This window comes from Nonomuraea sp. NPDC023979 (assembly GCF_040639085.1).
GTDB classification, from domain to species: Bacteria; Actinomycetota; Actinomycetes; order Streptosporangiales; family Streptosporangiaceae; genus Nonomuraea; species Nonomuraea ceibae.
On sequence record NZ_JBEZZG010000008.1, the window covers coordinates 277108 to 288319 of the forward strand.

Annotated in this window: 9 protein-coding genes and 1 pseudogene; 6 read left to right on the plus strand and 4 right to left on the minus strand. The window is 73.9% G+C overall.

Annotation, left to right across the window (positions count from 1 at the left end):
- The first annotated feature begins 110 nt into the window (after positions 1-110).
- From AB0G11_RS18045 to AB0G11_RS18070, 6 genes are all read left to right on the plus strand, one after another.
- Positions 111-971, plus strand: coding sequence for a hypothetical protein (locus AB0G11_RS18045; protein ID WP_357586860.1), 861 nt, complete (start codon positions 111-113; stop codon positions 969-971).
- 264 nt (positions 972-1235) lie between these two features.
- Positions 1236-1829: an ATP/GTP-binding protein gene (locus tag AB0G11_RS18050; RefSeq protein WP_219514903.1), complete on the plus strand. Its 594-nt coding sequence runs from the start codon at positions 1236-1238 to the stop codon at positions 1827-1829.
- Between the two features lie 23 nt (positions 1830-1852).
- A complete protein-coding gene (locus tag AB0G11_RS18055) occupies positions 1853-2302 on the plus strand; it encodes an Lrp/AsnC family transcriptional regulator (RefSeq protein WP_219514902.1) in 450 nt (149 codons plus the stop codon).
- 64 nt (positions 2303-2366) lie between these two features.
- Complete coding sequence (locus AB0G11_RS18060; protein ID WP_357586862.1) at positions 2367-3116, plus strand: IclR family transcriptional regulator; 750 nt, start codon at positions 2367-2369, stop codon at positions 3114-3116.
- 84 nt (positions 3117-3200) lie between these two features.
- The gene (gene glpK, locus AB0G11_RS18065) at positions 3201-4667 is read left to right on the plus strand and encodes a glycerol kinase GlpK (RefSeq protein ID WP_357586864.1); all 1467 of its coding nucleotides are present in this window, start codon (positions 3201-3203) and stop codon (positions 4665-4667) included.
- Positions 4664-6223: a glycerol-3-phosphate dehydrogenase/oxidase gene (locus AB0G11_RS18070; protein ID WP_219514881.1), complete on the plus strand. Its 1560-nt coding sequence runs from the start codon at positions 4664-4666 to the stop codon at positions 6221-6223. The genes glpK and AB0G11_RS18070 overlap by 4 nt, the downstream gene beginning before the upstream one ends.
- Here the strand turns inward: AB0G11_RS18070 and AB0G11_RS18075 are convergent, their stop codons facing one another.
- The 4 genes and pseudogenes from AB0G11_RS18075 to AB0G11_RS18090 all read right to left on the minus strand — a co-directional run.
- Positions 6224-7462 (minus strand): cation:proton antiporter, encoded by a 1239-nt coding sequence (locus AB0G11_RS18075; RefSeq protein WP_219514879.1) that lies wholly within the window; start codon positions 7460-7462, stop codon positions 6224-6226. It abuts the gene before it with no gap.
- 28 nt (positions 7463-7490) lie between these two features.
- The gene (locus AB0G11_RS18080) at positions 7491-9704 is read right to left on the minus strand and encodes a hypothetical protein (RefSeq protein WP_357586866.1); all 2214 of its coding nucleotides are present in this window, start codon (positions 9702-9704) and stop codon (positions 7491-7493) included.
- A gap of 48 nt (positions 9705-9752) precedes the next feature.
- Positions 9753-10730, minus strand: a complete 978-nt coding sequence (locus AB0G11_RS18085; protein WP_219514851.1) for a BadF/BadG/BcrA/BcrD ATPase family protein — start codon at positions 10728-10730, stop codon at positions 9753-9755.
- A pseudogene (locus AB0G11_RS18090) lies at positions 10727-11212 on the minus strand (6-phospho-beta-glucosidase); the annotation flags it as partial. The gene AB0G11_RS18085 and the pseudogene AB0G11_RS18090, both read right to left, overlap by 4 nt.

Consider the following 11212-nt stretch of genomic DNA (forward strand, 5'->3'; position numbering starts at 1 on the left):
CGGGCACGCCGCCATGCCTTGATCGGATACCAGTGATCATGTGACAATCCATCACAGAGGGTATTGGGGGGCACACCCATGATCCGACACGCCGATCGAGCGGCTTGAGGATGCCTGACGGGGACGAGGCGTTCGAGCTGGGCCGGACCTGCGCACTGGCCGCCGCGTGCGGCCGGGACCTGCGGCGGTGCGCCCAGATGTACGCGGGCCTGTTCCCCGCGGCGGCCTTCGACGCCGAGTTCTACACCACGCTGTCGCTGTCGGGCGCCTTCAGCGCGCCCTGGGCCACCGCCGACCGGCTGAAGATCGTCAACCGCACCGCCCTGTGGGTGCTGGCGCTGGACCGGCTGGTCGACCGCATCGCCACGAGCCGCGACCAGGTGGCCCGGCTGGCCCGCGACTGCCTGGCGGTCGCCGACGGCGCGGCCCCGCGCGCGGCCGTCACCCGGTTCCTGGCCGACTTGCGTGACGAGCTGGCCACGGTGGCGGAGTTCGGCGAGCTGCGGCAGGTATGGCGCGATCAGCTCGCCCGCACGCTGGCGGCGATGGAGCGGGCCTGGGTGTGGCGTGACACCGGCGCCCGCGTGATGTTCCCCCACTACCTGGACAACGCCGACAGCCGCGGCACCTGCCTCGTCGACCTGTCGCACTGGATCTACGCCGGCGACACGTGGGCCAGGGCGCATCTGGAGGAGCTGCGCGAGGCCAGCGGGTGCGTGCAGCGTTACCTGCACCTGCTCGGCGACCTGGCCTCCTACCGGCGCGACGTGAGCTGGGGCGGCCTGAACGTGCTCATGCTCGGCGTCACCTCCGGCGAGGTGACCGACGCGATGGCGGACCTGGCGGGCGAGGCGGGCGAGCTGATCGAGCGGCTGCGGGGGAGCAGCCCGCACGCGGCCGACTACTTATGGCGACAAATGGGCTTCAGTGCGGGTTTTCACAATATTTCGGGCTATGCCCGGCACGACTAACTGTCAGGTCAGATATCATGACAAGCCGCTTTACTGCCCTCCATTCCCCATGCCCCCAAAAGCCGCAATAAGCGACAAACGATGACATATTGATTTCTGGGGTCCTATGCGGCTTGAGTGGAATTTGTGGCATTGCTAGGGTGTCTCGATGCCAGGCAAGTGGATCAACCTTTCCCGACGCCTTGACAGGGGTCGCTGACCACGGCGCCGCAGGAGGGAATGCGGCCGTGTCGCGACCGCGGAGGGACGTACAGGCGGTGCTGGATGGATTTCGGTCGCTTTGATCACTGGCGGCTGCCGACCCCGATCAAGATCTTGATCGCGGGAGGCTTCGGCGCGGGCAAGACCACGATGGTGGGCGCCGTGTCGGAGACCCGCACGCTGCGCACCGAGGAGGCGCTCACCCACGTCGGCGTGCACGTCGACGACCTGTACGGCGTCGAGTTCAAGCCGACCACCACCGTGGCGATGGACTTCGGCCGCATCACGATCCGCGGCGACTACATGCTCTACCTGTTCGGCACGCCCGGCCAGGAGCGCTTCTTCTTCGTCTGGGACGACCTGGCGATGGGCGCGCTCGGCGCGGTCGTGCTCGCCGACACCCGCCGCCTGGCCGACTGCTTCCCGGCCATCGACTACTTCGAGAAGCGCCGCCAGCCGTTCGTCGTGGCGCTCAACTGCTTCGACGGGGCGCGCCCGTTCACCGTCGGCGAGGTGCGCCAGGCGCTCGGCCTGGAGCCGGGCGTGCCGATCGTGCGCTGTGACGCCCGCCGGCGCGACTCCAGCCGGGACGTGCTCGTCACGCTCGTCGAGCACGCGATGCGCATGGGCGCCTCGCCGGTCGGGACGTTGTCGTGACCATGACCGGATATTTTTGACCGATGGAGGAGATCGATCGCAGGATCGTCACGCTGCTGGCCGGCGACGGCCGGATGAGCTTCACCGACCTCGCCAGGGAGACCGGCCTGTCGGTGTCGGCCGTGCACCAGCGGGTGCGCCGCCTGGAGAAGCGCGGCGTGCTGCGCGGCTACGCCGCGATCGTCGACTACGACGCCGTCGGGCTGCCGATGACCGCGTTCGTGTCGATCAAGCCGATCGACCCGGCCGCGCCCGACGACGCGCCGGAGCGCCTGGCCCACCTGACCGCGATCGAGGCGTGCCACAGCGTCGCGGGTGACGAGAGCTACATCCTCAAGGTGCGCGTCGCCTCCCCGGTCGCGCTGGAGGAGCTGCTCCAGCAGATCCGCGCCGCCGCCAACGTCTCCACCCGCACCACGGTCGTCCTGAGCACCCCGTACGAGCACCGCGCCCCCGAGGCGCCCGCCGGATAGCCGGCCCGAAGAGTTCGGCGCCCCCACTGTTCGGCAATGCCGAACGCGATGTAGGGTGTGGGGCGTGGGAGACACCATCCAGTCCGTCGAGCGCGCCGCAGGCATCCTGCGCCTGCTGGCCTCCGGTCCGCGCGAGCTGGGGGTGGCCGAGCTCGCCCGCGCGATGGAGCTGCCCAAGGGCACCCTGCACGGCATCCTGCGCACGCTCGTGCACGTCGGGTTCGTCGAGCAGGACGCCACCACCGGCCGCTACCGGCTCGGCGGCACCCTGCTGCACCTCGGCAGCAGCTACCTCGACGTCAACGAGCTGCGCACCCGCTCGCTCAACTGGGCCGACGCGCTCGCCGGGCGCAGCCGCGAGAGCGTGTGGATCGGCACCCTGCACGAGGGCGGGGTCCTGGTCGTGCACCACGTGTTCCGGCCCGACGACAGCATGCAGGTCCTGCAGGTCGGCACCCTGCTGCCCGCGCACGCGACCGCCCTGGGCAAGGTGCTGCTCGCCTACGACCCGTACGGGGAGAGCGCGGGGGAGCCGCTGGCCGCGCACACGCCCGCCACCTTGGTCACCGCCGACGCGCTGGCCAAGGAGCTGGAGCTGGTGCGCGGCCGGGGCTGGGCCGCCGACCTGGAGGAGCTGGTCGAGGGGGAGGTGTCGATCGCCGCCCCGATCCGCGACCGCCGCGCCGTCACCGTGGGCGCGATCGGCGTGCGCGGAGCCGTCGAGCGGCTGGCCGAGGACGGCGAGCCGCGCCGTGACCTGGTGTCCTACGTGCGCGACGCCGCGCGGGCCATCACCCGGGACCTGAGCCGATGACCGGTTGACACCACCCGTCGGGCCCAGACTAGGATCTCAAGCCAGGCGTTCGGCAATGCCGAACATGCGAGAAGTGAGGAAGCCGTGGAGTACGTCGCCGCCATCGACCAGGGCACCACGTCCAGCCGGTGCATGGTGTTCGACGAGGGCGGCCGGATCGTGTCCGTGGCCCAGCGCGAGCACCGGCAGATCTTCCCCAGGCCCGGCTGGGTCGAGCACGACGCCGCCGAGATCTGGGAGGCCGTGCAGGGCGTGGTCGCCGACGCGGTCACCGGCAGCGGCATCGACCCGGGCAGCCTCGTCGCCCTCGGCATCACCAACCAGCGCGAGACCACGATCCTGTGGGACCGCCGCACCGGCGAGCCGGTGGCCAACGCCATCGTCTGGCAGGACACCCGCACCGACGCCCTGGTCACCGCGCTCGCCCCGCACGAGCAGCTGTTCCGGGAGCGGGCCGGGCTGCCGCTGGCCACCTACTTCGCCGGGCCGAAGATCCGCTGGCTGCTCGACGAGACCCCCGGCCTGCGCGAGCGGGCCGAGCGCGGCGACGTGCTGTTCGGCACCGTCGACAGCTGGCTCGTCTGGAAGCTCACCGGCCGGCACGTCACCGACGTCACCAACGCCAGCCGCACCATGCTGATGAACCTGCGCACGCTCGCCTGGGACCCCGAGCTGCTCGACGCGCTCGGCGTGCCCGCCGCGATGCTGCCGGAGATCCGGCCCAGCGCCGAGGTCTACGGCCGCACCGGCGACGGGGTCCCGGTCGCCGCCGCGCTCGGCGATCAGCAGGCCGCGCTGTTCGGCCAGACCTGCTTCTCCCCCGGGGAGACCAAGAGCACCTACGGCTCGGGCAGCTTCCTGCTGATGAACACCGGCGCCGAGCCCGTCACCTCCAAGCACGGCCTGCTCACCACCGTCGGCTACCAGATCGGCGACGCCCCGGCCACCTACGCGCTCGAAGGCTCGATCGCCGTCACCGGCTCCCTGGTGCAGTGGCTGCGCGACAACCTCGGCCTCATCTCCAGCGCCGCCGAGATCGAGACCCTGGCCCGCACCGTCGACGACAACGGCGGCTGCTACTTCGTGCCCGCCTTCTCCGGCCTGTTCGCGCCCCACTGGCGGGCCGACGCCCGCGGGATCATCGCCGGGCTGACCGGGTTCGTCACCAAGGGCCACATCGCCCGCGCCGTCCTGGAGGCCACCGCCTGGCAGACGCGCGAGGTCGTCGACGCGATGAACGCCGACGCCGGCCTCGCGCTCACCGCCCTGCGCGCCGACGGCGGCATGACCGCCAACAACCTGCTCATGCAGATCCTGGCCGACGTCCTCGGCGTGCCCGTCGTACGCCCGATGGTGGCCGAGACCACCTGCCTGGGCGCGGCGTACGCGGCCGGGCTGGCCACCGGCTACTGGCCCGGCACCGACGCGCTGCGCGCCAACTGGCACAAGGCCGCCGAATGGCGGCCGGAGATCGACCCCGACGTCAGGGACGCCGAGCACCGCAACTGGCGCAAGGCCATCGAACGCAGCCTCGACTGGAGCACCACATGACCGCCATCCGCACCACGTCCGGCGAACGGGCCGAGACCCGCGAGGAGCTGAGCAGCCGCCCCTACGACCTGCTGGTCATCGGCGGCGGCATCCTCGGCACCGCCGTCACCTGGATGGCCGCCCAGGCGGGGCTGCGCGTCGCCATGGTCGACGCGGGCGACTTCGCCGGAGCGACCTCCAGCGCCTCCTCCAAGCTCGTCCACGGCGGCCTGCGCTACCTGCAGACCGGCAACGTCAAGCTCGTCGCGGAGAACCACCGCGAGCGCCGCGCCCTGGCCGGTGAGATCGCCCCGCACCTGGTCAAGCCGCTGTCGTTCGTCGTGCCCGTCTACCGGGGCGGCCCGCACGGCGCCGCCAAGCTCGGCGCGGGCGTGTTCCTCTACTCGGCGCTGTCGGTGTTCGGCGACGGCCTCGGCCGCGTCATCACGCCGCAGCAGGCGCTGGCCCGGGTGCCCGCGCTCAAGCCCGCCGGGCTGCGCGCCGCCGCCGTCTACGGCGACCACCAGATGAACGACAGCCGCGTCGCCGTCATGACCGTCCGCGCCGCCGTCGACGCGGGCGCCGTCGTGCTCAACCACGCCGAGGTCGTCGGGCTGCGCAAGTCCGGCGGCACCGTCGTCGGCGCCGACCTGCGCGACCGGCTCGACGGCGCCGAGTTCGGCGTCTCGGCCAGGCTCGTCCTCAACGCCACCGGCCCGTGGGTCGACCACCTGCGCCGCATGGAGGACCCGGACGCCGCGCCCAGCATCCGCCTGTCGAAGGGCGCCCACCTGGTGCTGCGCCGCCACGAGCCGTGGAAGGCCGCGCTGACGATCCCCATCGACAAGTACCGGGTGTCGTTCGCCATCCCGTGGGAGGACCATCTGCTGCTCGGCACCACCGACGAGGCGTACGACGGCGACCCGGCCGACGTGCGCGCCACCGACGCCGACGTGGCCCAGATCCTCGACGAGGCCGGGCACGCGGTCGACGACGCGCAGGTGCGCCGAGAGGACATCACCTACGCCTTCGCCGGGCTGCGGGTGCTGCCCGGCGGTCCCGGCCGGGTCGCCGCCGCCAAGCGGGAGACGCTGCTCAGCCGGGGCAGGGGCGGCATGCTGTCGGTCGCCGGCGGCAAGTGGACCACCTACCGCCACATCGGCAGGGTCGTGCTCGACACGCTCGCCCGGCTGCCCGGCAGGCCGCTCGGCGACGACCTGGCCGCCATCCTGCCCACGGTGCCGCTGCCCGGCCTGGCCAGCCCCGATGCGGTCGCGATGCGGCTGTGGTCGGAGCACGACCCGGCCGCCCGCATGGATCCGCTCGTCGCCCGCCACCTGGCCTCCCACTACGGGACGCTGGCCTTCGACGTGGCCAGGCTCATCCGGGAGGACCCGGCGCTCGGCGAGCGCATGCACCCGGACGGCCCCGACATCTGGGCCCAGGCGGTCTACGCCCGCGACCACGAGTGGGCGGTCACCGTCGACGACGTCCTGCGCCGCCGCACCACGCTCACCGTGCGCGGCCTCGACACCGACGACGTGCGCGCCCGCGTCGCCGCCCTGCTCGCCCCGTGATCACCGGCGGGCGCGCAGGGCGTCCAGGCGCCGCATGACGGGGGTGGCGGTGACGCCGTGCAGCACGACGGAGGCCAGCACGGTGAACCCCGTCACCGCCCACAGCTCGTCCGCCGGCACGCCGAAGTCCGCCTGCCCCAGCGCGAACGCCAGGTAGAACAGCGACCCGACGCCCCGGATGCCGAAGAAGGAGATCACCAGGCGCTCCCGGGGCCCGGCCGCCCCGCCCGCCTGGGAGAGCCAGCCCGCCAGCGGCCGGATCACCAGCAGCAGCAGCGCGCCCACGGCGACGCCCCGCCAGGTGAGCGCCGCCAGGCCGCCGGTCGCGACGAACCCGCCCAGCAGGAGCAGCAGCCAGGCGGTGAACAGCCGCTCGATCTGCTCCACGAACCCGTGCAGGACCGAGTTGTAGCCGTGGCCGCGCTCGGCGTTCCTGATCGCGCACGCGGTGACGAACACCGCCACGAAGCCGTAGCCGTGAGCCAGCTCGGTCAGGCCGTAGGACAGGAAGGTGGCGGCCAGGGCGACGAACCCGTCGTGCCGTTCGGCCAGGCGCAGCCGCTTCTCCCGGGTGTGGAAGAACAGGCGGCCGAGCACCCGCCCGATCAGCAGGCCGCACACCACGCCCGCGGCCGTCCGGTAGAGCACGTCCACCAGGGCCCACTCGCCAGCCCAGCCCGCACCGCCCACGACGGCCAGCGCGACGGCCGCGTACACGATGGGGAAGGCCAGCCCGTCGTTGAGCCCCGCCTCGGAGGTGAGCGCGAACCTGACCTCGTCGTCGGCGTTCTCCACGTCGACCGGCTCGCCCACGTGCACGTCGGAGGCCAGGACCGGGTCGGTCGGCGCGAGCACCGCGCCGAGCAGCAGCGCCGCCGCGAGCGGCCACTCCAGCAGGACGAGCGCGGCGGCGGCCACCCCGGCGACCGTCACGGGCATCGCCCAGCCGAGCAGCCGCCACGTGCTGCCCCACGACCGCCACCCGGCCTTCCGGTTGAGCGCCAGGCCGGCGCCCATGAGCGAGACGACCACGCAGATTTCGGTGATGTGCTCCAGGGCCAGCCGGTGCGCGACCGGGTCGGGCTCGGGCAGGCCGAGCGGCAGCAGGAACAGCAGCACGCCCCCGGCCAGGTAGGCCAGCGGCAGCGAGAACGCCCGGTTGGCGAGGAGCTCCGGGAGGAGGGCGGCCAGCAGCGCCGCGGCGCCGCCCAGGGCGAACAGGAGATCAGGAGGAGACACACCGGGACCCTGCCCGGGAGATCGCCTGTCAGCCCTGGGCGTCTCGTTCGGTGAGCCTGGCCATGGCCTGGCCGTAGGGCGGGTCGAACCAGTAGTCGGAGTGCCAGCGCAGCTCGGCGAGGGGTTCGCCCGGCTCGGGCTGCGGCGGGTCCCAGCAGAACACGTCCACCGGGCCCGGTTGCGCGGCCCGGGGGCCGAACGGGTCGGCCGGGGCGAAGACGGGCCCGCCGATCGGGTCGCTCAGCCGGTACAGGTTGACCCACGGCACCGCCTCACGCACCGCGGGCAGGCTCGGGCCGCCGAAGTAGGCGGGGAAGAAGGCCGCGTACAGCCGGCGCAGCGGCGAGCCGTGGGTGAGCAGCCGCACCCGCCCGCGCGCGCCGGGCCCGAGCTGCAGCACCAGGGCGGCGGCGATGACGCTGCCCTGGCTGTGGCCCGACAGCACCACCCTGTCGCGTTCGTCCCGCGACAGCACGCCGACGCGGGCGACCAGCTCCGGCAGCACCCGCTCGGTGTAGCAGGGCGGCGCGAGCGGGTGGATGGCGCGCGGCCAGAAGGTCGCCACGTCCCACAGGATGCCGATCGTGCGGCGCAGCGCCGGGTCGCTGTAGGTGCGCCGGCCCAGCAGCACCAGCCCCACGAGGGTGGCGGTGATGGCCCAGCTGCCCATAGTGGCGAACAGCCCGGCGGTGCCGCCGACGGGGTGGACCAGCCCGAGCTGGTAGATCACCGTCACCGTGGCGAACCCGGCCAGCACCACGCCGACGAGCAGCCCCAGCACGAGCCCGGCCCGGTCGGTGAGCGAGGCGAGCGCCCACTTGCCGGCCACGTCGTCGCCGTCGTCGCCGTAGTAGGGCGTGAGCTTCGGCGTCAGCTCCTCCGCGACCGTGCCGCGGATCCGCCACAGCACGGCGGCCACGCAGATCACGCCCAGCACCAGGACCGGCACGAGCGCGGCCGTCCACCACACGGCGTCGCCCAGGAACAGCCTGCGGCCGACCGGCTGCGCCCTGGCGGGCGACTCCGGCACGCCGAAGAACGAGGCGGTCCAGAACATGACGCCGAGCGCGAGCGCGTTCGCGCTGCCGGCCGCCACCATGAGCGTGAACCAGCTCGCCATCCCGCGCATCGCCGGCCGCTCCTCAGGCGCCGACAGCCGCGCCAGCACCCACGTCGCCACCAGCAGGAACACCACCAGCGCCACCAGCAGCACGAACCGCACCCCGGCCACGCCCGGCAGCTGGAGCGGAGGCGTCCCGCCGAGCGGCAGCCCGGCCATCGCCGCGGCCAGCGTGACCGCCAGCACCGCGGGCGCGGCCACCTCCAGCACCCGGCAGGCCGCCGTGAGCGGCAGGCCGCCCGGGTCGTCGCCGCCCGGGTCCACCCGCCGCGCCAGCCCCGGCAGCAGCACCAGCACCGCCGCGACGACCTGCACGGCCCCGTTCGCCACCGTCAGCGCCAGCCCGGCCGCCGCACCCGCGAACGGCGCCGCCACGGCCAGCCCGATCGCGCCGAGCGCGTACGCCACGTGCACCGCGCGCAGCCGCCACACCGGCACGTCGCCGTGCCACAGCCGCCGCCGCGCCAGCGGCAGCGCCGCCTCCTGCGGGCCGTCGGGCGGCATCCCCGTACGCTCGTCGCGGTTCCACGTCCGCCGGGCGATCAGCCACAGCAGCGCCACCACGGCCAGCGGCACCAGCGCGGTGACCGCCAGCCGCCGCGACGGCTCCGACCCCCAAAGCTCGCCCATCCAGCGCACCCACACGGGCGCGGTGTCGTACGTGCACGCGCGGCCCGCGGCGGTGCACTGCCAGCCCACCAGGTCGACGCTCGACCCGATCACCGCGTGCACGAGCGTGCCGGTCAGCAGCAGCGCGAACAGCCGCTGCGCCGCCTCGACCACGTGGCGCAGCCGCCGCCCGCGCGCCGGCCTGGGCAGCATGAAGTAGGCCAGGTTCGCCAGCGAGAACGGCAGCAGCAGCAGCCACAGCGCGATCGTCCGGCCGCCGGAGGTCAGCCCGCCCCACGCGTACGCCTCGCGGTGGCGCACGCCGGGCACGTCGGCCTGCTCGCCGGCGGGCGGCCCGGCGGGCCACCAGCGGCGGTAGAAGCCGGTCGTCGAGTCACCCGACACCAGCCGCGGATGCGGGTGGTTGAGCATCTGGTCCGGCGGCGTGCCGGACACGCCGTGCACGCGCAGCTCGGTCAGGCCGCGGCTGGTGGTGTCGAGGAACCCGTCCATACACGCATGGTCGCCGCGCGGGCGGGGCCGCGCCATAGGCCGGAACCATCACGTGTCCATATGGTTACTCTCCGTCAGAAGCCGGGACTTGGCGGCCTCGGCGGCGCCCAGGCGTTCGAGCCCGCACAGGGCCGCGCCGACGATCGAGCGGACGCGGGACACCACCGGCTCGGCCTTCGGCGCCCTGGCGGCCAGCCCGGCGGTGACCAGGTCCATGAGCAGCGGGTGACCGGCGGTCAGCAGGCCGCCGCCCAGGACGACCTCGGCGGGCGTCTCCAGCAGGTCCAGGCGGCGCAGGCACACCTCGGCCAGCACGACGACCTCGTCGGCCTGCCGCCCGACGAGCGCCGCCGCCACCGTGTCGCCCGCGCCCGCCGCGGCGAGCACGCCCGGCGCCAGCTCGTGCAGCCGCCCCAGCCCCACCTCGCCGAAGTGCACGGCCAGCACCAGCTCCTGCACGGTGGCGACGCCGAAGTGCTCCTTGACCGTGTCCGCCAGCGCCGTGGCGGGGCCTCTGCCGTCCTCGGCGCGCACCGCGTGCCACAGCGCCTCCTCTCCGACGCCCTGGCCGCCGCCCCAGTCGCCGCTGATGCGCCCCAGCGCCGGGAACCTGGCCACCTCGCCGCCGGGGGAGACCCCGGCCGCGTTGATGCCCGCCCCGCACACCACCGCGACGCCCCACGGCTGCGACGCGCCCGCCCGCAGCAGCGCGAACACGTCGTTGCGCACCACGATGTCCGGCCCGAAGCCGCGCGCGGCGAACTCGGCCGCCAGCGCCTCCTCCTCCACCGGCAGGTCGGCCCCGGCCAGGTAGGCGGCCACGTGATCGAACCCGCCCGCCGGCGCCCAGCCCGCGTCGCGCACGGCCTCCTCGACGACGTCCACGGCGGCCCGGACGCCCGCGCTCTGCGGCGCGAACGCGCCCGCGCGGCCGGTCGCCAGGATCTCGCCGTCCTCGGCCACCACGGCCACGTCGGTCTTGCTGTTGCCGCCGTCGACGGCCAGCAGCACCCTGCGGCGCGTCATCGGCCCGCCGCCCACGCCAGGTGCGCCCGGTTGGCGTCGAGCAGCAGCCCGGTCAGCTCCTCGGCGATCGCGTCCTGGCCGATCAGCGGGTGGGCGAGCAGCGCGTCACGCACCCGGTCCGCGCCGCCGTGCAGCGCCGCGTCCAGGGCCAGTTCCTCGTACGCGGACACGTGCGCGACCAGTCCCGCGTACAGCGGCTCCAGCGAGGCGACGGGCAGCGGTTCCGCGCCCGAGGCGGTGATCCTGGCCGGGACCTCGATCACCGCGTCCGCGCCGAGGAACGGCAGGGTGCCGCCGTTGCGCACGTTGACGACCTGGGTGTCGCCCCGGTCGCCCAGCAGGGAGGCGATCAGCGCGACCGCCGCCTCGGAGTAGAACGCGCCGCCGCGCTTGCCGAGCAGCTCCGGCTTGGTGTTCACCGACGGGTCGGCGTACAGCTTGAGCAGTTCCTCCTCCATCGCCGCGACCTCGGCCGCCCGCGA

Excerpts from the sequence above, each read along its gene's own strand:
- AB0G11_RS18050 (WP_219514903.1), top strand. The coding sequence starts at position 1,236 with ATGGATTTCGGTCGCTTTGATCACTGGCGGCTGCCGACCCCGATCAAG.
- AB0G11_RS18045 (WP_357586860.1), top strand. The coding sequence starts at position 111 with ATGCCTGACGGGGACGAGGCGTTCGAGCTGGGCCGGACCTGCGCACTG.
- AB0G11_RS18080 (WP_357586866.1), bottom strand. The coding sequence starts at position 9,704 with ATGGACGGGTTCCTCGACACCACCAGCCGCGGCCTGACCGAGCTGCGC.
- AB0G11_RS18055 (WP_219514902.1), top strand. The coding sequence starts at position 1,853 with ATGGAGGAGATCGATCGCAGGATCGTCACGCTGCTGGCCGGCGACGGC.
- AB0G11_RS18085 (WP_219514851.1), bottom strand. The coding sequence starts at position 10,730 with ATGACGCGCCGCAGGGTGCTGCTGGCCGTCGACGGCGGCAACAGCAAG.
- AB0G11_RS18070 (WP_219514881.1), top strand. The coding sequence starts at position 4,664 with ATGACCGCCATCCGCACCACGTCCGGCGAACGGGCCGAGACCCGCGAG.